Consider the following 20943-nt stretch of genomic DNA (forward strand, 5'->3'; position numbering starts at 1 on the left):
CGCAGGGCAGACTCTTCGCCCACGGCGGCATAGCATCGCCCTCGGCGGACATTCCGGGTGCCGGTGGGCGGTATCCGGCAGTCGGCACCGGCAAGCGGGCCGCGCGGGCGCCCGCCCGGACGGAACCGAGGAGGCTCAGCCATGGCGTCGGAAGCCGACAGCCCGAAGCGTCCCCCCAGGACCAGCGTCTGGCTGGAAGGGAAACCGGCGACCAGGCCCCGCAGGACGGACCGCGGCGAACGCGGGGAGCGCGGCGGCCTCGCGGACCCGACCCCGACCCCGACCTCGGCCTCGACCCCAGCCCCGGCCCTCACCACCGGTGAAGCGGCCAAGGGCGCCACCCCCAAGGCCGGCGCCGAGCAGCCCCCGCTCCTCGACCGCGACCGCATCACCACCGTCTCCGTACGCCTGCTCGACGCCGAGGGCTCCGCGAAGTTCTCCATGCGGCGCCTGGCGGCGGAGTTGGGCGTCACCGCGATGTCCCTCTACTGGTACGTGGACACCAAGGACGACCTCCTCGAACTCGCCCTGGACGCCGTCTTCGGCGAGGTCCGGGTCCCCGAACTGACGGACGAGACCGCAGACTGGCGCGACCAGCTGCGCGAACTGGCCGTCAGCTACCGCTCCTTGCTCGTACGCCACCCCTGGGTCTCGCCGCTCATCGGCAAGTACCTGAACATCGGCCCGAGTTCGCGGGCCTTCTCGTCGGCGGTCCTCGCGGTCATGGGCCGTACGGGCCTGGCCCCGCACGGCCGGATGGGCGCCGTCTCCGCGGTCTTCCAGTTCGTGTACGGATTCGGCACGATCGAGGGCCACTTCGTCCAGCGGTGCGTCGAGGCGGGGCTGACGCAGGACGAGTACCACCGGCACGCCATGGGGAGCATCCACGAACAGCCCGACGTGAAGCGGGCGTTCGAGAACGCCGAGGAGCTGATGGAGGCCCGCGGCGGCGAGACGGTGGAGGAGATGCGCGAGCGCGACTTCACCTTCGCCCTCGACCTCATGATCGCCGGCATCGAGGCGATGCGGGAGCGTGGTTGACCGGGGACGACGGGTGGCGCGCGCCCGCTACGACATCAGCCTCGCCGGGAAGCCGCCCGTGGCGATGGGGCTCCACCGGTTTGGGGTGACGCGGATGATCGACTTGCCCTGCTTCACCATCGCCGCGCGGTACTCGTCCCAGTCCGGGTGCTCCCCCGCGATGTTCCGGTAGTACTCCACCAGCGGCTCCACGGACTCCGGGGAGTCGATCACCTCGGCCGTGCCGTCCACCTGCACCCAGGGGCCGCTCCAGTCGTCGGACAGGACGAGCACGCTCACCCGCTCGTCCCGCTTCGCGTTCCGGGTCTTCGCGCGCTCCGGGTACGTGGACACCACGATCCGGCCCGAGTCGTCGACGCCGCACGCGAGCGGCGAGCCCTGCGGGCGTCCGTCCGCGCGGGTGGTGAGGAGGATCGCGCGGTGCCTGGGCCGTACGAACTCCAGTAGTCCGGCCAGGTCCACGGTCGTGTTCGTTGCGATGTTCGGTGCCATGGGTCCGAGCCTACGACTCCGCGCCGGGCACGCTCTCGCCCCGTACCGCCTGGACGTCCAGCTCGACCCGCAGCGTGGTCCCGATCATCGAGATGCCCGCCCGCACGACCTGGTTGTAGTTCATCGCGAAGTCCTCGCGCCGCAGCTCCGCCGTCGCCCGGAAGGCCGCCCGCTCGCCGCCCCACGGGTCGGGGCCCGTGCCGAGGTAGCTCAGGTCGAGGCCGACCTCCCGTACGACCCCGTGCAGCGACAGTTCGCCGTGCACGGTCCACCGGTCCGGGCCCGCCGGGGTCAGGGACGTACCGCGGTACGTGATCTCCGGGAAGCGCTCCACGTCCAGGAAGTCCGGCGACCTGAGGTGCTTGTCCCGCAGGGTGTTGCCGGTGTCGATGCTCGCCGCGGCGATGACCGCGTCGACCCGGGAGCCCGCGTACGAGCCGCCGGCCTCGACGATCTCGATCCGGCCGCCGAACTCCTTGAACCGCCCGTGCACGCTGGAGATCCCGAGGTGCTGGGCCACCGCGCCCACCGAGGTGTGCGCCGGGTCGAGGCTCCAGACGCCCGGTGCGGGCAGCTCCGTGCCGTTCTGCCGCGCCAGGACCACCGTGCCGACCTCCGCCCGGCCGCTCGCCGTCACGAGCGCCGTGGCGGCGACGGGGGCGTACCCGAGGGCCGTCACGATCACGGTGTACGGACCGGGCGCGAGCGGGACCTCGGTCCGTACCGATCCCTCCTCGTCCCCCGCCACCCGCGCCACCTGGGCGCCGGTCGAGTCGGTCAGGGTCACGACCGCGTGGGGGAGCGCCCAGCCGTCCCGGGTCCGTACCTGTCCGCGAAGTCCCATAGCGCCTCTCGCCTTTCCGCTTTCCCCGCGCCCGGGTGGGCCGGTTCACGCGCCCGGGTGGGCCAGTTCGATGTCGTGTCCCTCGACGCCGCGGCCCGTCACCGTCAACGAGCCCGCCACCGGGGCGTATCCGGTCGCGATGACCGTGTACTCGCCCGCGTCCAGGTCGCCGAAGGCGTACGCGCCGTCGTCGCCGGTCGTCGCGGTGGCGACCACGTTCCCCGCCGCGTCGACGAGCGTCACGCGCGCGTCGGGCAGCGGGCGGCGGGCGTTGCCCGCCCGTACCGTGCCGCGCACGAGGGCGCCGGACCGGAGGACTGCCTCGATACGGGTGGTCCCGTGGCCGCCGATCTCCACGGGCAGGGCCAGCGGCCGGAAGCCGGGGGCGTTCACGGCGACGGTCACCGGGCCCGGGACCAGCTCGGCGAAGGCGAACTCGCCCCGCTCGGTGGACCTCCCGGTGGTCAGCACGTCCCCGCGCACGTCGGCGACGATCACCATCGCGCCCTCGACGGGCAGCCCGCCGTCCGCCGCGGTCACGATCCCGGTCAGGCCGCTCGTACCGGACAGGAGGATGTCGTACCCGACCGGCTCGTCACCGACGACGACCGTGGAGGCCTGCGGCTGGAAGCCGTCGGCGGAGGCGATCAGGACGTACGAGCCGGCGCCGGGCGCGTGCACGGCGTACGCGCCGTCGGGGCCGGCGACCGCGCGGGCCAACTGGGTGCCGCCCAGGGAGATCAGGGTGACGGCGGAGGCGGGGACGGAGGCGCCGTCCGCGCCCCGGACCACACCGCGGACGGCGACGCCGACGGCGGGCACCGCGCCCGCGAGCGCGGGCTCACCCTGCGCGGGTATGCGCCCGGGGGCGTGGGCGGGGGCCGACGCGGGGGCCAACGCCGGCTCCTGCGCCCGGTCCTGACCGGGAACCCGCCCGGCGTTCTCCTCCGAAGCCGCCGCGACCGCCCCGACCGCCCCCGCGACCGCCCCCGGCGAGCCCTCCCCGCCCGACCGAGTCCTCAGCGCGACCTCCTTGATGAACAGCGTCGCCAGGAACGCCAGCAGCGCCGCCGGTGCCGCGTACAGGAAGACGTCGCCCACGCCGTGGCCGTACGCGCTCTCCATGACGTTCCGCAGCGGCGCGGGCAGCGCGGACAGGTCCGGGATCTCCCCGCCCCCCGTACCGGCGTGGCCCAGCGCCGCGCCCTGCGGCCCGAGGTCGGCCAGCCCGTCCTTCACGTAGTGCGTGATGCGCGTACCGAGCACCGCGCCCAGCGCCGAGACGCCGACCGCACCGCCGAGGGAGCGGAAGAAGGTGACGGTGGAGCTGGCGGCGCCGAGGTCCTTGGTGGAGACCTGGTTCTGCGTCGAGAGGACCAGGTTCTGCATCATCATGCCGATGCCGAGGCCCATCAGCGCCATGTAGATCGCGATGTGCCAGTACGGGGTGTCCACCCGGATCGTGCCGAGCAGTCCGAGCCCCGCAGTCAGGAGCGCCCCGCCGCTGACGAGCCACGCCTTCCAGCGCCCGGTACGGGTGATGACCTGGCCGGACACGGTGGACGAGAGGGCGAGTCCGCCGATCATCGGGATCGTCATGAGGCCCGACATCGTGGGGGACTTGTCGCGGGCGAGCTGGAAGTACTGGCTGAAGAAGACCGTGCCCGTGAACATCCCGATGCCGACGAAGAGCGACGCGAACGAGGCCAGCGCGATGGTGCGGTTGCGGAACAGGCGCAGCGGGATGATCGGCTCGCTCGCCCGGGACTCGACGAGGACGAAGAGCGCGCCGAGCACGACCGAACCGCCGACCATGGCGTACGACTGCCAGGAGACCCAGTCGAACTTGCTGCCCGCGAAGGTGACCCAGATCAGCAGCAGCGAGACGGCCGCCGTGATGAAGAAGGCACCGGACCAGTCGACCTTCACCTTGCGCTTGACGACCGGCAGCTTGAGCGTCTTCTGGAGCACGACCAGCGCGACGACGGCGAACGGGACGCCGACGTAGAAGCACCAGCGCCAGCCCAGCCAGCTGGTGTCGGTGATGACGCCGCCGAGCAGCGGTCCTCCGACGGTCGCGACGGCGAAGGTGGCGCCGATGTAGCCGCTGTAACGGCCGCGCTGGCGCGGGGCGATCATCGCGGCCATGACGATCTGGGAGAGGGCGGAGAGCCCGCCGACGCCGATGCCCTGGAAGACGCGGCAGACGATCAGCATCTCGGCGCTCTGCGAGAGGCCGGCGACCATCGAGCCCGTCACGTAGATGACCAGGGCTATCTGGACCAGCAGCTTCTTGCTGAAGAGGTCGGAGAGCTTGCCCCACAGCGGGGTGGTGGCCGTCATCGCCAGCAGCGAGGCGGTGACCACCCAGCTGTACGCGCTCTGGCCGCCGCCGAGGTCGGAGACGATCTCGGGGAGCGCGTTGGTGACGATCGTCGAGGAGAGGATCGCGACGAAGAGACCCAGGAGGAGCCCGGAGAGCGCCTCCATGATCTGGCGGTGTGTCATGGGAGCGCCGGTCACGGGGGCGGGGTCGCCGCCACGCTTGGCGTGGCCGCCCCGCACACCGGTCGGTGTGGTCGTAGCCATGGGATTCCTTGTCCTGTGTCGTCTTCCGCTCCTGCCGGAGCCTCTGCTTTCCGCGGGAGCCCCTACGGGCGCTCCCGCGCCGCCCCGGCCCGTTCGCGGCGGTCGCCGAAGCTCTCGCGCAGCCGGTCGAGCAGGGCGTTGAGCCGGCCGACGTCGTCGTCGGTCCAGTCGGCGAGGGTCCGCGCGAACATCGCGCTCGTCCGCCCCGTCAGCTCGTCCAGCAGAGCGGCCCCGGCCGGGGTCAGCCGCAGGATCCGCGAACGCCGGTCCGCGGGGTCGGGGGACCGGGCGAGCCAGCCCCGCCGGGTGGCGTGGGTCACGTGTCTGCTGGTCACCGACACGTCGACGGCCAGCAGTTCGGCGAGGCGGCCCAGCCGCATCTCGCCGTACCGCTCGACCATGGCCAGTACGGCGGCGCAGCCGGCCGGGCAGTCGGCGGGCAGCGCCCGCGCCAGGCCTCGTTTGACGGTCCCGAGGGCACCGAGCTGCCGGGCCAGTTCCGCGTACCGACTCCGTGCGGCCATCGACCCCGCCCTCCCCGCCTGCCGAAGAGCTGCCCCGCATCTTGTTGCTTGGGGCAACCATGGAACTGTAGAAGCAGATGGTTGCTACAGGCAAATGAAAGCGGGCCGAGAGGGGGTAAAGGAATCGAAAAGGAGGGCTGCGGGGCCGTCGCGGCGCCATCGCCGGGGCGTGGTCACGGCGATCGGCGGAGGGCCCGGGGTTGGGCGGGGTGCGCGCGTTCGCTAGGGTCCTGCCCCATGGCACACAACCCCCATGCCCCGCAGGGACCCGAGGGAAATCCCGACCCCGCGGGCAGCACTCAGATGTTCCGCGCGTTCGTCGACGACGGTGAGCCGCAGCGCCGGCAGGCACCCCAGCAGCAGAGCGGGCCGAAGGTCGGACTGATCGTCGGCGTCGTCGCGGTGGTCGTCGTCCTGGCCGTGGTGGCCTGGCTGGCCTTCGCCTGACCCCATCCGGCCGCCCCATGAGGGCGGCGACGCCTCGTCATCACGGAACCCCGCCCGGACGTTCGGACATGAGGGCGGGGTCCGTCGGCGTCAGTCCGAGATCAGTCCTTCGCGCAGCTGCGCGAGCGTGCGGGTCAGCAGGCGCGAGACGTGCATCTGCGAGATGCCCACCTCCTCGCCGATCTGCGACTGGGTCATGTTCGCGAAGAACCGCAGCATGATGATCTGCCGCTCGCGGGGCGGGAGTTTGGCGAGGAGCGGCTTGAGCGACTCGCGGTACTCCACCCCCTCCAGCGCCATGTCCTCGTAGCCGAGACGGTCCGCGAGCGAGCCCTCTCCGCCGTCGTCCTCCGGGGAGGGCGAGTCCAGCGAGGACGCGGTGTACGCGTTGCCGACCGCGAGGCCGTCGACGACGTCCTCCTCCGACACCCCGAGCACCACGGCCAGTTCGGGCACGGTCGGGGAGCGGTCCAGCTTCTGCGCGAGCTCGTCGCTGGCCTTCGTCAGCGCGAGGCGCAGCTCCTGGAGCCGGCGCGGGACGCGCACCGACCACGAGGTGTCGCGGAAGAAGCGCTTGATCTCGCCCACGACCGTCGGCATCGCGAACGTCGGGAATTCCACGCCCCGTTCGCAGTCGAACCGGTCGATCGCCTTGATCAGGCCGATCGTGCCGACCTGGACGATGTCCTCCATCGGCTCGTTGCGGCTGCGGAACCTCGCCGCGGCGTAGCGCACCAGCGGCAGGTTGAGCTCGATGAGGGTGTCGCGTACGTAGGTGCGCTCCGGGCTGTCCTGGTCGAGCACGGCGAGCCGCAGGAAGAGGGAGCGGGACAGAGTGCGGGTGTCGATGGCTTCCGGCTGGGACACCCGCGGCTGGATCACGGCCACGCTGTCGAGCACGGTGTCGAGAGCCTCGGGCGCGGGAGCGCTCTTTGCGAGCGTGAGCACCTTCGAGCTGCCCTGTTCTACGGACATGCCACCCCCTTGAGGTCGCGGACGGTCGCGGCGGCCGCTCCCGTCGGAGGAACGCAGCCTCCACCTGAATACCGGCGGTGGGGCTGCGGCAAACGCGGTTCCAGCAGAATGTCACATGTCGGCAACACGCTGTAGTGACATGTCGACAAGTAGGGGTGACGTCTGCGCAGGAAAGAGGGGGTGTGGGGCTTTTCGGGGAGGGGCGCGGAACAAAAGGGGAGGGAGCGCGAAAGTACCCCTGGGAGCTACGCCTCGATCCGATTTGCGGATCTGAGCCGGGCAAAGCTTCGTGCGAGAAGCCTTGACACGTGCATCTGGGAGACTCCCAATTCCTGACTGATCTGCGACTGCGTCAGATTGTTGTAATAGCGCAGCATCAGGATCCGCTGTTCGCGTTCGGGCAGTTGTACGAGGAGGTGGCGTACGAGGTCGCGGTGCTCGACGCCCGCGAGCGCCGGGTCCTCGTACCCGAGCCGGTCCAGCAGGCCGGGCAGTCCGTCGCCCTCCTGGGCGGCCTCCAGCGAGGTCGCGTGGTACGAGCGGCCCGCCTCGATGCAGGCGAGCACCTCGTCCTCGGAGATCTTGAGCCGCTCCGCGATCTCGGCGGTGGTGGGGGTGCGGCCGTGAGCCGTCGTCAGGTCCTCGGTGGCGCCGGTGACCTGGACCCACAGCTCGTGGAGCCGGCGCGGTACGTGGACGGTCCGTACGTTGTCGCGGAAGTAGCGTTTGATCTCGCCGACGACGGTCGGCATCGCGAAGGTCGGGAACTGCACCCCGCGCTCGGGGTCGAACCGGTCGATGGCGTTGATCAGGCCGATCGTGCCGACCTGGACGACGTCCTCCATCGGCTCGTTACGGCTCCGGAAGCGGGCGGCCGCGTACCGCACCAGCGGCAGGTTGGCCTCGATGAGCGCTCCGCGGACGCGGCTGTGCTCCCGGGTGCCCGGTTCGAGGTCCTTGAGCTGGGCGAAGAGGAGCTGCGTCAGGGCCCTGGTGTCGGCGCCGCGGCTCTGGGCGGTGGTGGGGCGCGCGTCGGGGTCGACGCGCGGTTCCAGGCGGGGTTCGGACACCTGTTCCGGTCGGGGCTCGCTCCCGACCCGTGGTCCGGTCTCGTTCTGGGGCGGCACTTGAGGCGTAGTACTGGCCGGCACGGTCACGCCACCCCTTTGCGGTCGACTAGGTCAACTCATCCGTCAAAAGCGGTCATAGCATCACAAGACATGTGCACTGTGTGCAAGCACCCGATAACACCGTGTTGACGGCAAGTTGGGGTAATAAACCCAAAAGCCCCACACCGGAGAGGTGTGGGGCAGGGGGAGCGGAGGCTCAGAACTCGTAGTCGGCGATCACCCAGGTGGCGAATTCGCGCCACTGCGCGACGACCGCCTGGTGGGCCGGGTGCTCGGCGTACCGCTGGAGCGCATCCCGGTCCGCCACGGCCGAGTTGATGGCGAAGTCGTAGGCGATGGGGCGGTCGCTGAAGTTCCAGGCGCACTCCCAGAACGTCACGTCGGAGACCAGCCCGCCGAGCTCCTCGAAGGCCTTCGCCCCGGCGGCGACGCGGGGCTCGTCACGCGAGACACCCTCGTTGAGCTTGAAGAGGACCAGGTGGCGGATCAAGGGGCACTCCTAGGGGCTATTCGGCGGCGTTACTGGACGAGCTCCGTCATGAAGGTGCCGACGCTCTGCGCGGCGCTCGAAATGCCCTCGAACCCTACCTGGACGAGATCAGCGGCCCGTTCGGGGGATTTGACGATGGTGAAGAGCACGAAGACGGTGACCGCGTAGAACACGAACTTCCTCGTTTGCGCCATCCCCACTGCCTCCCCAGCCGTCCACGACCCGCCCCCTGAGCGGTCGCGAGAGTCTAACCGTACGAACGCCGATGTTCGGAGGCCCGTTCGACTCTTACCCCCCACCGCCCCGCGGCGGTGACGGCGCCGGGTCCGGGGCGGCCGGGGAAACGCAGAACTGCCCCCGACCCGGGTCCCGGGTCGGGGGCAGTTCGCAAGAGCGGTAGCGGAGGGATTTGAACCCTCGGTGAGTTTCCCCACACTCGCTTTCGAGGCGAGCTCCTTCGGCCGCTCGGACACGCTACCGGGAGAAAGCTTAGCCCACGGAGGGCCGTGCTCCGAAATCGGTATCCGTGAGGGGGCGTCAGCGGTCCCTGAAGAAGGCGGTGAGCTGGGCGGAGCAGGCGTCGGCGAGCACGCCGTGGATGACTTCGGGGCGGTGGTTGAGGCGCCGGTCCCGTACGACGTCCCAGAGCGAACCCGCCGCCCCGGCCTTCTCGTCGAGCGCGCCGAACACCACGCGGTCCACGCGGGACTGGACGACGGCGCCCGCGCACATGGTGCACGGTTCCAGGGTCACGACCAGCGTGCAGCCCGTCAGGCGCCACGCGCCGAGTGCCCCGGCCGCCCTGCGGATCGCCACGATCTCCGCATGGGCCGTCGGGTCACCCGTCGCCTCGCGTTCGTTGTGGCCGACCGCCAGCACCGCCCCGGTCGGTGACAGCACGACGGCACCGACCGGCACGTCGCCGTGCGCGGCCGCCGACGCCGCCTCGTCCAGGGCGCGCCGCATGGCCGTACGCCACGGGTCGCGCACCGGATCCGGTCCGGAGTCCGGTACGGGGTCGGGCGGCACAGGGTCGTGCCGGGGCACTAGCGGACGGTCTCCAGGACCTCGGCGGCTCCCAGAGCCTCCGCGATCTCGGCCATGGCGTCGGTCTCCAGGGCCAGCAGATCCCCTTCGGACAGACCGAGATCAACGAGGATCTCCTGGTCGCCGGCGGGTCCCGCGGGCACGATCTCCCCGCTCGCCACCGGGCTCTCTTCGTCCTCCTCGTCGTTCTCGTCCGGTTCGCCGTCCTCCGTACCGTCGAGGTCCAGCGTGTCCAGGTCGTCGGCGGGGTCGTCGTCGTCCCCGCCGATCAGCTCATCGATGAGAATCTCCCCGTACGAGGAGCGTGCGGCCGCGGCCGCGTCCGAGACGTAGATACGAGGGTCTTCCTCGCCCTCCACCCGGACGATGCCGAACCAGGCGTCTTCCTGCTCGATGAAGACGAGGACCGTGTCCTCGTCCACCGAGACTTCGCGGGCCAGGTCGGTCAGATCCGACAGGGTCTCCACGTCGTCGAGCTCTGTGTCGCTCGCTTGCCACCCGTCTTCGGTGCGCGCGAGCAGTGCGGCGAAGTACACCGTGACTCTCCCACTGGTCAGAGGTGACGATCCGGCGGTGCGCTGCTCTGCCCCGCCCACTCGGAATCGTGGCAGAAACGAACGCGTCGCGAGAGGTCTTCCACCGTTGCGTCGTAAGGCCATTTTATTAGCCTCGCCTCCGGCCCGGGGCGCGGGATACCCCTCGGGCGGGGTGGAAGTGTCCCAGGAGGGCGCGGGAGCGCCCGAGATGTGCGCCCGCAGGGCGTCCGGCGGCCGGGCGTGGCTCGGCGCGGCTACCGGCGGCTACCAGCGGAACGTGCGCATCCGCATCTGCTGGCGCATGCGCGCCGCGCGGGCCCGGCGCGGCTTCACGCGCTCGCGCAGGGCCTTCGCCTCGTTGAGCTCCCGCAGGAACTGCGCGCGGCGGCGGCTGCGGGCGGCGTCGGAAGGAACGCCGGGGTCGGGAGCCGGGTCGCCGTCGGGCTGTATGCCCAGGTCCGCGGCCTGCTCGTGGTCCGCTTGTCGCTGGTCCCTGTTCGGCACGGTCGCCTCACCATCCCACCGATGGATGTGTCTGCCGACACTTCATGACCTCCATCCACCTTCCCTCCACACCCCGGGTTGATGCCACCTCCCCGGCGGCGGAGGACCGGCGGCCGGGGAGGGGCGCCGGGGACGGGGGTCGGGGACGGGCGCCGGTGGCAGGCCGTAGTGCCTTGGCCTCCGGTTACTGTGGTCGCCATGCGGATTCATGTTGTCGACCACCCCTTGGTGGCGCACAAACTCACCACGTTGCGCGACCTGCGCACCGACTCCCCGACCTTTCGGCGTCTCGCCGACGAGCTGGTCACCCTGCTCGCGTACGAGGCCACCCGGGATGTGCGCACCGAACAGGTCGACATCGAGACCCCGGTGACCGCCACGACGGGCGTGCGGCTGTCCCACCCCCGCCCGCTGGTCGTCCCGATCCTGCGGGCCGGTCTGGGCATGCTCGACGGCATGGTGCGGCTGCTGCCCACCGCCGAGGTGGGCTTCCTCGGGATGATCCGCAACGAGGAGACGCTCCAGGCGTCGACGTACGCGAGCCGGATGCCCGAGGACCTCTCGGGCCGCCAGGTGTACGTACTGGACCCGATGCTGGCCACCGGCGGCACGCTCGTCGCGGCGATCCGTGAGCTGATCAAGCGGGGCGCGGACGACGTGACGGCCGTCGTGCTCCTCGCGGCGCCCGAGGGCGTCGAGGTCATGGAACGCGAGCTGGCGGGCGCGCCGGTCACCGTCGTCACCGCGGCCGTCGACGAGCGCCTCAACGAGAGCGGCTACATCGTCCCCGGCCTCGGCGACGCGGGCGACCGGATGTACGGGCTGGCCGGCTAGGGCCGACAGCGGGCGTTCCGGTGGCCGGGCGGGCCCGAGGGCCTGCCCGGCCACCGGGGCGGAGAACCGGTGGAGCGTTGGTACGGCGGTACGGCGGGGGTCAGCCCTTGCGCGGTGCGCCCAGCTCGCCGCAGCCGGGCTTGGGCACGGGCTTGGCCAGGGTGGCCAGCGCCAGGTCCGCCTCGCGCTGGACGTTCAGGGTCTTGAAGGCCGTACCGAGGATCAGATCGACGTCCCCGGTCCTGCGGGTGTCGGTCTTCGGCGTGGCCCCCCTCAGCTGGGTGCCGAGGACGGTGAGGGGCCCGTCCATGGCGGTGGGGGCGCCCAGCAGTATCCCGGCGCCCCGGACCTTCTTGTCGTAGGAAGCGGGCGCGTTGCCCACCTTGCCGATGACGAAGCCCCGTTTCTTGAGCTCGTCGGCGGTGGTCTTGGCGAGACCGCCCCGCGGGGTCGCGTTGTAGACGTTGACCTTGATCTGGCCGGGCTTGGGCAGCACCTTGGCGGGTGCCGCGGAGGGCTTGCAGGCGGGCGTCTTCGCGGCGGCGGTGGTCTTCTTGCCGTCGCCCGTGAAGACGTCGATGAGCTGCAAGGTCCCCCAGCCGGCCAGGCCGAGGGCAACAACGGATGCGACGGCCGCGAGCACGATCCTGTGGCGGCGCCGAGGGCGGTGCATGCGCGGGTACTTGTTACCCGTGATGCGGTACTTTCCGCCCATGCCGGGGGGAGTGAGCATGCTCATGGGCGCAGCGTAGTAGGAGCCGGTGGTGATTCCTACTAAATGATCAACGGGTTGGGCGGTCAGGGTGAGGAATGGCCCCGAAAGGCTCAGTCCGTCACTCTCCTGCGCTCGCCTCAGCCCAGATCGAGCTCCAGGACGCGGGCGTGCAGCACCTGTCGTTGCTGGAGCGCGGCGCGGACGGCGCGGTGCAGTCCGTCCTCCAGGTAGAGATCGCCCTGCCACTTCACGACATGCGCGAACAGGTCCCCGTAGAAGGTGGAGTCCTCGGCGAGCAACGTCTCCAGGTCCAGCTGACCCTTCGTGGTCACGAGCTGATCGAGGCGGACCGGGCGCGGCGCGACATCCGCCCACTGCCGGGTGCTTTCCCGGCCGTGGTCGGGATACGGCCGCCCGTTACCGATGCGCTTGAAGATCACACGGAAAGCCTACCGGTCAAGAGGCTCCGGGCGCAGCCATGGCGGCCGAGTTCAAAAGTGGCATTAGATGGCAAAGCGGGAGCGAAGCGTGAGCGGAGGCGTCGCCTCCGGTGGTCCCGGTGCCGGGATCGCCCCGCCGGGAGGTCGTGGACGGGCGGCGGACGGAGCGCGAACGGGCCGCGGACGGACCACGAACGGCCCCCATACGAACCGGCGGACGGGCTGGCGGACGGGCCGTGGACGGGGGAGTTCACCGCCGTCCACGGCCCGCCGCCGTCGCCGTTACGAGGTGGCGGTGTGCCCGTCGGCGGTGCGGGCGGTGTCGGTGCCGGCGAGGCGCGCGGCCCCGGCGGCGGCCGGCCGCTGCGGGATCGAGCGCAGGTCGTGGGCGTACGTGCCCACGGCGTCGGCGATGATGTCGACGTTGACGTCGAGGGCCTTCTTGTTGATGTTGGAGAGGTCGTCGCAGGCGGAGTGGTAGCAGGCGTCGTACGCGACGCCGGCCTGGCCGCCGTACTTCTGGGCCTGGGCCGCGGTCTTGATGCCCTCGGCGCCGGTGAAGGTGCCGCCGGACGGGATGCCCGCGTCGATGAAGGGCCCGTAGTCGGAGCGGCCGTCGAAGTCGGTGCCCTCGTGCGGGAGGCCCCGGCGGTCGAGGAAGCCGGTGATGCCCTTCTCCAGCTGCGCGGAGCCGTCGGGGCCCGGGCCCGCGCCGGTGGCGTCCGAGTCGTCCCCGTCGTAGACGAACTGGGCGAAGTTCTTCGAGCCGATCATGTCGAAGTTCAGGTAGAGGGCGACGTCGGCCTTCTGCTCGGGGGTGAGCGCGGCGACGTACGCCTCGGCGCCGAGCAGGCCCAGCTCCTCCGCGGACCACCAGGCGAAGCGGACCTTGTTGGCGGGCTTGTCGTGCGTCTTGGCGAGGTCGAGGGCGACGTCGAGCAGGCCGGCAGAGCCGGAACCGTTGTCGTTGATGCCCGGGCCCGCGTTGACCGAGTCGAGGTGGGCACCGAGCATGACCGTACGGTCGGCCTTGCCCGCCTTGGTCTCCGCGATCACGTTGCGGGTGTTCCGCTGCTCCTGGAGCTGGCGTATCTCGGCCGTGACCGTCACGGGACCCTGGGCCACCTCGGCGGCGAGGGCCTGGCCGTCGGCCTGGGTGATGCCCCCGGTGGGGATCACGCCCGCGTTCGGGTCGCCGAGCGTGCCGCTGATGACGCCCGTCGTGTTGTTGTAGATGATCGCCGCGACCGCGCCCGCGGCGGCCGCCTCCTGCTGCTTGACGGCGAAGGTGCAGCCGCCGCGCTGGATCAGCGCGATCTTGCCGGTGAAGGCTCCCGCCGCGTAGTCCCCCGCCTCGCAGCCCGTGGTCGCGTCGACCGGGACGGCGGCCAGCGCGGCCGTGACGCCGCCGACCGGGGTGGACTTCGTGTACGAGAGGGCGGAGATGTCGACGTCGCGCGGGGTGGGCGAGGTGACCCGCAGCGTCTCGGCGAGCGTCTCGATGTAGGCGATCTGGAAGGTCTGGTACGAGACCTTGTAGCCGGCCTTCTTCAGCTCGTTGTACACATACGCGGCCGACGCGTCGTGGCCCGGCGTGCCGGCGGCTCTGTTGCCGTCGTTGGCGTCCGCGAGGGACTGGAACTTCTTGAGGTGCCGGAGCACGTCCTGCGCGGAGGCTTCCCTGACGAGCTTCCGGGACAGCTTCGCCGCGTCCTGGGCCGTGTGGGAGCCGTGCCGGTGCGACGGCGCCTTGCCGGCCGGGGCGGCCGCCATCAGCAGCGGCGCGGCGAGGGCCGTGGCCGTCGCGATGGCCAGAACTCGGCGGGAGACACGGGGAGTTGCGTTCACAAGGGATCCTTCCGGTGCGAACAAATGTCAGGGAAACCTAGCGACCGGCGGGGCTTCTGGGAACCGCGCCTGTGCCGTTCGGTCCTTTTCCTCCGCCTTCTACCTTTTTTCCTCCGCCTTCTGCTTCGCGGCCCGCTTCGCCTCCTGTTTGAAGGCCCTGACCTTGGCCAGGCTCTCGGGCCCCGTGATGTCGGCGGCGGAGCGGAACGAGCCCTCGTCCCCGTAGGCCCCCGCGGCCTCGCGCCAGCCCTGCGGGCGGACGCCGAACTGTTTGCCCAGCAGGGCCAGGAAGATCTGGGACTTCTGCCGGCCGAAGCCCGGCAGCGCGTTCAGCCGCGTCAGCACCTCGGCGCCCGTGTCGACATCGCGCCACAGGGCGCCCGGATCCCCGTCGTAGTGCTCCACCAGGAACTGGCAGAGCTGCCGCACCCGCGTGGCCATGGATCCGGGATACCGGTGCACGGCGGGCTTCTCGGAGAGGAGGGCGGCGAAGGCCTCGGGGTCGTACGCGGCGATCTCGCGGGCGTCGAGGTCGTCGCGTCCCATGCGGACGGCGATCGTGTACGGGCCCGAGAAGGCCCATTCCATCGGGATCTGCTGGTCGAGCAGCATGCCGACCAGGGCGGCCAGGGGGCTGCGGCCGAGCAGGTCGTCGGCTTCCGGCTGCTGTGCCAGTTGGATCTTGGTGCTCATTTCCTCATGATCGCGCGGTATCCCGCGGCCCGCACGCAGGCTGTCCACAGACCGCCCGATCAGTACGTTCATATGACTACTTTGTGGTGCGGATGGGGGTACCGGGCGAGGGGTAGGGCTGAGCCGACCGGGTGACAGGGAACGCTCCCGGAACCGTCGGGAAAGGCCACGCGTCAGTGACACAACCCTTTGAACTGCCGGATTTCTACATGTCCTATCCGGCCCGGCTCAATCCGCACCTGGAGGAGGCGAGAGCGCACACCAAGCAATGGGCCAGGGACATGGGGATGCTGGAGGGGTCCGGCGTCTGGGACGAGCACGACCTCGATTCCCACGACTACGCCCTGCTCTGCTCGTACACCCACCCGGACTGCACGGCCCCGCAGCTGTCGCTGGTCACCGACTGGTACGTGTGGGTCTTCTTCTTCGACGACCACTTCCTGGAGGTCTTCAAGAAGCCCCAGGACCGCGAGGGCGGCAAGGCGTACCTGGAGCGGCTGGCGGCCTTCATGCCGATGGACCTCTCCGAGGGCTTCCCCGAGCCGACCAATCCCGTCGAGGCGGGCCTGGCCGACCTCTGGGCCCGTACGGTCCCCAGCATGTCGATGTCCTGGCGGGAGCGGTTCGCCGAGAGCACCGAGAACCTCCTCAACGAGTCGGACTGGGAGCTCTCGAACATCAACGCGGACCGGATCTCGAACCCGGTCGAGTACATCGAGATGCGCCGCAAGGTCGGCGGCGCGCCCTGGTCGGCGGGCCTCATCGAGTACGTGAGCGCCGAGATCCCGGCGGAGGTCGCCGCGTCCCGGCCGCTGCGGGTCCTCAAGGAGACGTTCTCGGACGCGGTCCACCTGCGCAACGACCTGTTCTCGTACCAGCGGGAGATCGAGGAGGAGGGCGAGCTCAGCAACGGCGTCCTCGTCCTGGAGACGTTCCTCGGCTGTACGACGCAGGAGGCGGCCGACGCGGTCAACGACCTGCTGACCTCCCGCCTCCAGCAGTTCGAGAACACCACGCTGACCGAGCTGGGCCCCCTCTTCGCCGAGAAGGGCCTCGACCCGGCGGCCTGTGCCGACGTCCTCGCGTACGTGAAGGGCCTCCAGGACTGGCAGTCGGGCGGCCACGAGTGGCACATGCGCTCCAGCCGGTACATGAACGGCGCCGAGGAGGGCGCCGCCGGCGCGGTCGGCGTGGGAGCGGGCGGCATCGGTACGGGCGCGGGGCCCGGGCTCGGGCCCGGCTTCTCCATGACCCCGGTCGGGCTGGGCACCGCCGCGTCGGCGTACCTCAAGACGCTCACCGCCGGGTCCACCGCGCGGGTCCGCAGCTTCAGCCACGTCCCGTTCCAGCGGGTGGGGCCCTCGGTCCTGCCGGACTTCCAGATCCCGTTCGAGCCGAAGCTCAGCCCGCACCTCGACCACTCCCGCGAACACGTGGTCGAGTGGTGCCACCGCATGGGCATCCTGGAGGCGCAGCCGGGCAGGCCGGGCTCCGACGTCTGGGACGAGAAGCGCCTGCGCCGCATCGACCTCCCGCTGTGCGCGGCCGGCATCCACCCGGACGCCACGCCGGAGGGCCTGGACCTGTCGTCGGACTGGCTGGCCTGGGGGACGTACGGCGACGACCTGTACCCGGTCGTCTACGGCAGCGTCCGCGACCTGGCGGGCGCGAAGGCGTGCAACGAGCGGCTGGTGCAGTTCATGCCGGTCGAGACCGACGAGACGCCGGAGCCGTACACCGGCCTGGAGCGGGGCCTCGCCGACCTGTGGGTCCGTACGGCGGGACCGATGGACCTGGACGGCCGCCGCGCCTTCCGCAAGGCGGTCGAGGACATGATCGACAGCTGGGTGTGGGAGATGAACAACCAGCTCCTGAACCGCATCCCCGACCCGGTCGACTACATCGAGATGCGGCGGCACACGTTCGGCTCGGACCTGACGATGAGCCTGTGCCGGATCGGCCTGGGCGACGCCGTGCCGCCCGAGATCTACCGGACCGGTCCCATGCAGTCCCTCCAGAACGCCGCCCAGGACTACGCGATGCTCCTGAACGACGTGTTCTCGTACCAGAAGGAGATCGAGTTCGAGGGCGAGATCCACAACGGCATCCTGGTGGTGCAGAACTTCTTCGACTGCGACTACGCGACCGGCCTCGCGATCATCGACGACCTGATGAACTCCCGCATGCGCCAGTTCCAGCATGTCGTCGCGCACGAACTCCCGGCCCTGTACGACGACTTCGACCTGGACGACACCGCGCGCAAGGCACTCGACGGCTATGTGGAGGAGCTGGAGAACTGGCTCTCGGGCATCCTCGTCTGGCACCGCGACTGCTTCCGCTACAAGGAGGCGGACCTGATCGAGGACCGCGCGGGCATCACCCGCCACGTCCCCCCGCCCGCCTCGGGCCTCGCCTCGGGCCTGGGCACCGCGGCGACCCGCGTCACGTTCCCACGCGCCGGAGCCGTCCCCGGAGCCGTTCCCGGCGCGGCGACCTGACGGGGCCGCTAAGGTTCCACTCCTTCACACCGTGAATGTGCGGTGCGTCACACAACATGACGTGGCGGGCCACCCCTGGGGAGGTGGTGGCCCGCCACCTGGGGGTGGGTGGAATGTACGAGATCGTCAAGGGCGCCAATGTCGGACTGGCGGCCCTGAGCGAGGACGCGGGCTCGGTGCGCGTGGGCCTGAGCTGGAGCAGCGAGGAGGGGGACGGGGACGCGGACGTCTCCGTGCTGCTGCTGGGGGACGGCGGGAAGGTCCGCGGCGACGCCGACTTCTTCTTCTACAACAACCCGGCGGCCGCCGACGGGAGCGTGCACCTGCTGGGCAAGACCCCGACGGACAGCGGCAGCGAGGACCGCATCAGCCTCGGCCTCACGGAGATGGAGGCGAGCGTCGAGCGGATCGTCGTGGCGGCGAGCCGCTACGAGGGCGCGCGGTTCGGGGACCTCAACGGCTTACGGCTGACGGTCTGCGACCGTACGGGGGAGGAGATGCTCGGGTTCTCCATCGACGACGCGGGCGCCGAGAGCGCCTTCGTGTTCGGGGAGTTCTACCGGCGCGGGGGCGAGTGGAAGTTCCGTGCCATCGGGCAGGGGTACGAAACGGGCCTGGCCGGCCTCGCCACGGACTTCGGGATCGACGTGGACGACGCGGCGGAGGACCCGGCGGACGACCCGGGGGAGGACGGGGCGGAGGATCTGGGCGAGGACGTGGCCGGGGGCGTGGCGTCCGATGCCGTGGCCTCTGTTGCCGTGGGGGACGTGACGCCGGGTGGGGTGCCGGACCTCGGTCCAAGTGCTGGTGCGGAGGTGCGGGCGGCCGGTGACGTCGGCGGGCCCGCCGTGGTCATTCCCGCTCAGGTGGCCGTCGAGCGGGCTCCGGCGGCGCCGCGCCGGCCCCGTACCGTCCGGAAGAAGGTGACGCTGCCCAAGGTCGCCAAGAAGTCCCTGGCCGACAACGACACCTGGCGGTCGGCGAGGCTCTTCCCCGTACCGTCGCTCAAGAGCGACCGGGAGCGCGAGACGCGGGCGACGTCCGTCCTGCTCTCCGTGATGGCGCAGGTGCCCGAGTTCGGCCGGCGGCTCACCGCCGGATTCGGGGCGCCCGCCGGGCGGACGGAGACCTTCACCGAGGTCTCCCTGCCGCACGGGGACAGCCCCAAGCGCCCCGACGGCGTGATCCGCGTGGAGCGGGCGGGCAAGCTGTGGACCGCGCTGGTGGAGACCAAGACCAACGGGAATCCGCTCAAGGAGCAGCAGGTCCAGGACTACATGGACATCGCGGCCCGGCGCGGCTACGACGCGGTGATCACCTTGTGCAACGACGTGGCGCTGGAGGGGAGTCCGCTGGTCGACGTGAAGATCGACGGGCGCCGCAAGCACAAGGTCGTCCTGTGGCACCTGTCCTGGGCGGAGGTCGCCCACCAGGCGCAGATGCTGATCCGCCACGAGGGCGTCGGGAACGCGGCGCACGCCTGGCTCCTCCAGGAGTTGCTGCACTACCTCCAGCACGAGAACTCGGGCTGCCAGGGCTTCCAGAACATGGGCCCGGCCTGGGTGCCGGTGCGCAAGGGCATCGACGACGAGACGCTCTGCCAGGGGGACCCGCGGGCCGTCGACGTCGTGGAGAGCTGGGAGCGCCTGGTGCGGCAGGTCTGTCTGCGGCTCGGCGGCGAGCTGGGGCAGAAGGTGCTGCCCGTCCAGCGGGTGCGGCGCGCCACCGACGCGAAGGCGCGCCGGGGCGCGCAGGCCGATCTGCTCTGCCAGGAAGGGCGCCTGGAGGCGGAGTTGCGGATCGAGGGTACGCAGGGCCTCCTCGCGCTCACCGCGGATCTGCGGACCGGCAAGCTCCGTACGTCGGTCGACCTCCCCGCGCCCGATCAGGGCTACCCGCTGACCTGGGCGAAGCGCCTGGTCCGGCAGCTCGCCGACGCGCCCGCGGACCTCCATGTCCGGACGCTGGTGGCGGGCGGCGGCGAGGGACCGCGCGGCACGCTGGAGCGGCTGCGCCCCGAGCCGGGCGACCTGCTGCCCAAGGGGGACGTGGAGATCACCGGATTCCGGCTGTCGCTGTTCAAGGGGATGGGTAACACGCGGGGCACCGCGGAGACCGGCTTCATCCGGAGCGTCGACGACGCGGTGGACCGGTTCTGCGCCGCGGTGGTCATGCCGCTGGAGCGGCGTACGGTACGGCGTCCGCAGCGCGCGGAGGCCGCCGAGGCGGGGTGAGGATCCGCGGGTCGAGTCGGGTCGGCCTCAGGTCGGCTCGGGGCCCGCTACGGCTCGTTCCGACCGGGTGCGGTGGTCTGCTGGTAGGTGGCGGCGCTCTTCACGAAGATCTCGTGGAGGGCGCGGGCCGCCCTGGGGGTGGGTCCCGACAGGGGGCGCTGGATGACCAGGAGGACGGCGGTGTCCGGGACGGCCAGCGGGCGGTACGTGATCAGCCCGGAGCGCTCCAGGGGATCGCCGGTCACGCTGAAGTCCGGCAGGATCGTCGTGCCCAGGCCCTCGGCGACCATCAGCTTGCCCATCTCCGCGCCGTCCGTGGAGTACGAGAACGTCGGGCTGCGGCCCTCCAGCAGGCGGTGTACGTACCGGTGCATCACGTACCCCGAGCGCATCACGATCAGCGGCTGGGCCAGCAGGTCGGCGACCGAGACCGTGCGCCGGGCGGCCAGGGGGCTGTCGGCGCGGACGCAGGCCACCGGGCGGCCGCGGAGGAGTTCGGTGCTGTGGAGGCCCGGGGGCTTGTCGTCGCCCTGGAGGTAGTTGACGAGGCCCAGGTCGAGCCCGCCCTCCAGCAGCTCGCGGTGGATGTCGGCCTGCTGGGCGCCGATGACCTCGATCTGGGTCTCCGGGTGGGCGGCGCGGAACTCGCGGATGGTGGGGACGAGCAGCGGGACCGTGGCCGCGTTCACCGTGCCGAGGCGCAGCATCCGGCTGGTGCGGTGCTGGTCGTCGGCCGCGCGGCGGAGCCGGTCGACGGCGTCGAGGACGCCGACGATGTGCGGCAGCAGTTCGCGGCCCTCGGCGCTGATCCTGGCACCGGAGCGGCGGCGGTCCAGGAGGTCGACGCCCAGTTCCCGTTCGAGATTGCGGACGGTCTCGCTCAGGGCCGGCTGGGAGATGTGCAGGGCTTCCGCGGCGCGGCGCAGGGAACCCAGCCGGGTCACCGCCTCGATGTATTCGAGCTGCTCTATTCGCATCGGCGGTTTCGCCTTTCAGGCCCCACTGGAAGGTAAACCCTATCACCACGTCGTGGATACCGAATCGACCCGTACGGACCCCGCG

The 20943-nt window shown here is 71.0% G+C and carries 21 protein-coding genes and 1 tRNA gene; 5 read left to right on the forward strand and 17 right to left on the reverse strand.

The genetic code is table 11. From position 1 onward, the window contains the following. The first annotated feature begins 141 nt into the window (after positions 1 to 141). Positions 142 to 1041 carry a TetR/AcrR family transcriptional regulator gene (locus HA039_RS17660; protein ID WP_167030664.1) on the forward strand — a complete coding sequence of 300 codons (900 nt, stop codon included), beginning with the start codon at positions 142 to 144 and terminating at the stop codon, positions 1039 to 1041. Between the two features lie 27 nt (positions 1042 to 1068). Here the strand turns inward: HA039_RS17660 and HA039_RS17665 are convergent, their stop codons facing one another. The 4 genes from HA039_RS17665 to HA039_RS17680 form a co-directional block, all read right to left on the reverse strand. Then, positions 1069 to 1533: a PPOX class F420-dependent oxidoreductase gene (locus tag HA039_RS17665; RefSeq protein ID WP_167030667.1), complete on the reverse strand. Its 465-nt coding sequence runs from the start codon at positions 1531 to 1533 to the stop codon at positions 1069 to 1071. Positions 1534 to 1543: 10 nt separating this feature from the next. Then, positions 1544 to 2377 (reverse strand): YceI family protein, encoded by an 834-nt coding sequence (locus HA039_RS17670; protein ID WP_167030670.1) that lies wholly within the window; start codon positions 2375 to 2377, stop codon positions 1544 to 1546. A gap of 45 nt (positions 2378 to 2422) precedes the next feature. Further along, on the reverse strand, positions 2423 to 4885 hold the full coding sequence (locus tag HA039_RS17675) for an MFS transporter (protein ID WP_481906686.1): 2463 nt from the start codon (positions 4883 to 4885) through the stop codon (positions 2423 to 2425). Between the two features lie 143 nt (positions 4886 to 5028). After that, positions 5029 to 5490: a MarR family winged helix-turn-helix transcriptional regulator gene (locus HA039_RS17680; RefSeq protein WP_167030676.1), complete on the reverse strand. Its 462-nt coding sequence runs from the start codon at positions 5488 to 5490 to the stop codon at positions 5029 to 5031. A 237-nt stretch (positions 5491 to 5727) separates the two neighbouring features. Here HA039_RS17680 and HA039_RS17685 point away from each other — a divergent pair, with 237 nt between their 5' ends. Next, the gene (locus tag HA039_RS17685) at positions 5728 to 5937 is read left to right on the forward strand and encodes a hypothetical protein (protein WP_167030679.1); all 210 of its coding nucleotides are present in this window, start codon (positions 5728 to 5730) and stop codon (positions 5935 to 5937) included. 90 nt (positions 5938 to 6027) lie between these two features. Here the strand turns inward: HA039_RS17685 and HA039_RS17690 are convergent, their stop codons facing one another. The 8 genes from HA039_RS17690 to HA039_RS17725 all read right to left on the reverse strand — a co-directional run bounded on the left by HA039_RS17690 (position 6028) and on the right by HA039_RS17725 (position 10571). Beyond that, entirely contained in the window at positions 6028 to 6912 is an 885-nt protein-coding gene (locus HA039_RS17690) for an RNA polymerase sigma factor SigF (RefSeq protein WP_167030681.1), read from the reverse strand. Between the two features lie 245 nt (positions 6913 to 7157). Continuing rightward, positions 7158 to 7982, reverse strand: a complete 825-nt coding sequence (locus HA039_RS17695) for an RNA polymerase sigma factor SigF (RefSeq protein WP_243869525.1) — start codon at positions 7980 to 7982, stop codon at positions 7158 to 7160. A gap of 256 nt (positions 7983 to 8238) precedes the next feature. Next, positions 8239 to 8532, reverse strand: a complete 294-nt coding sequence (locus HA039_RS17700) for a Dabb family protein (protein ID WP_167030687.1) — start codon at positions 8530 to 8532, stop codon at positions 8239 to 8241. Between the two features lie 29 nt (positions 8533 to 8561). Continuing rightward, positions 8562 to 8726, reverse strand: coding sequence for a hypothetical protein (locus HA039_RS17705; protein WP_167030690.1), 165 nt, complete (start codon positions 8724 to 8726; stop codon positions 8562 to 8564). Positions 8727 to 8926: 200 nt separating this feature from the next. Continuing rightward, positions 8927 to 9011 (reverse strand) — tRNA-Ser (locus tag HA039_RS17710). 58 nt (positions 9012 to 9069) lie between these two features. Then, positions 9070 to 9498 (reverse strand): tRNA adenosine(34) deaminase TadA, encoded by a 429-nt coding sequence (gene tadA / locus HA039_RS17715; protein WP_167037009.1) that lies wholly within the window; start codon positions 9496 to 9498, stop codon positions 9070 to 9072. 80 nt (positions 9499 to 9578) lie between these two features. After that, a complete protein-coding gene (locus HA039_RS17720; protein WP_167030693.1) occupies positions 9579 to 10115 on the reverse strand; it encodes a tRNA adenosine deaminase-associated protein in 537 nt (178 codons plus the stop codon). 264 nt (positions 10116 to 10379) lie between these two features. Next, positions 10380 to 10571 carry a hypothetical protein gene (locus HA039_RS17725; RefSeq protein WP_243870148.1) on the reverse strand — a complete coding sequence of 64 codons (192 nt, stop codon included), beginning with the start codon at positions 10569 to 10571 and terminating at the stop codon, positions 10380 to 10382. Between the two features lie 246 nt (positions 10572 to 10817). Between HA039_RS17725 and upp the strand changes: the two genes are divergently transcribed. Continuing rightward, on the forward strand, positions 10818 to 11453 hold the full coding sequence (upp, locus tag HA039_RS17730; RefSeq protein WP_167030697.1) for a uracil phosphoribosyltransferase: 636 nt from the start codon (positions 10818 to 10820) through the stop codon (positions 11451 to 11453). Between the two features lie 100 nt (positions 11454 to 11553). Here upp and HA039_RS17735 read toward each other — a convergent pair whose 3' ends face one another. The 4 genes from HA039_RS17735 to HA039_RS17750 form a co-directional block, all read right to left on the reverse strand. Beyond that, positions 11554 to 12192, reverse strand: a complete 639-nt coding sequence (locus tag HA039_RS17735; RefSeq protein WP_167030700.1) for a LytR C-terminal domain-containing protein — start codon at positions 12190 to 12192, stop codon at positions 11554 to 11556. Between the two features lie 113 nt (positions 12193 to 12305). After that, entirely contained in the window at positions 12306 to 12608 is a 303-nt protein-coding gene (locus tag HA039_RS17740) for a type II toxin-antitoxin system VapB family antitoxin (protein WP_023540426.1), read from the reverse strand. A gap of 282 nt (positions 12609 to 12890) precedes the next feature. Then, complete coding sequence (locus HA039_RS17745; RefSeq protein ID WP_208298814.1) at positions 12891 to 14381, reverse strand: M28 family metallopeptidase; 1491 nt, start codon at positions 14379 to 14381, stop codon at positions 12891 to 12893. 174 nt (positions 14382 to 14555) lie between these two features. Next, the gene (locus HA039_RS17750) at positions 14556 to 15149 is read right to left on the reverse strand and encodes an HhH-GPD-type base excision DNA repair protein (RefSeq protein WP_167030703.1); all 594 of its coding nucleotides are present in this window, start codon (positions 15147 to 15149) and stop codon (positions 14556 to 14558) included. A 176-nt stretch (positions 15150 to 15325) separates the two neighbouring features. On the opposite strand from HA039_RS17750, the gene HA039_RS17755 reads away from it, so the two are divergent. Beyond that, on the forward strand, positions 15326 to 17647 hold the full coding sequence (locus HA039_RS17755; RefSeq protein WP_167030706.1) for a terpene synthase family protein: 2322 nt from the start codon (positions 15326 to 15328) through the stop codon (positions 17645 to 17647). Positions 17648 to 17760: 113 nt separating this feature from the next. Continuing rightward, the gene (locus HA039_RS17760; protein ID WP_167030709.1) at positions 17761 to 19881 is read left to right on the forward strand and encodes a TerD family protein; all 2121 of its coding nucleotides are present in this window, start codon (positions 17761 to 17763) and stop codon (positions 19879 to 19881) included. A gap of 47 nt (positions 19882 to 19928) precedes the next feature. On the opposite strand, the gene HA039_RS17765 is transcribed toward HA039_RS17760, so the two are convergent. Then, a complete protein-coding gene (locus tag HA039_RS17765; RefSeq protein ID WP_208298639.1) occupies positions 19929 to 20858 on the reverse strand; it encodes a LysR family transcriptional regulator in 930 nt (309 codons plus the stop codon). Positions 20859 to 20943 lie beyond the last annotated feature (85 nt).

Origin of the sequence: Streptomyces liangshanensis, from assembly GCF_011694815.1 — a bacterium.
Lineage (GTDB): Bacteria > Actinomycetota > Actinomycetes > Streptomycetales > Streptomycetaceae > Streptomyces > Streptomyces liangshanensis.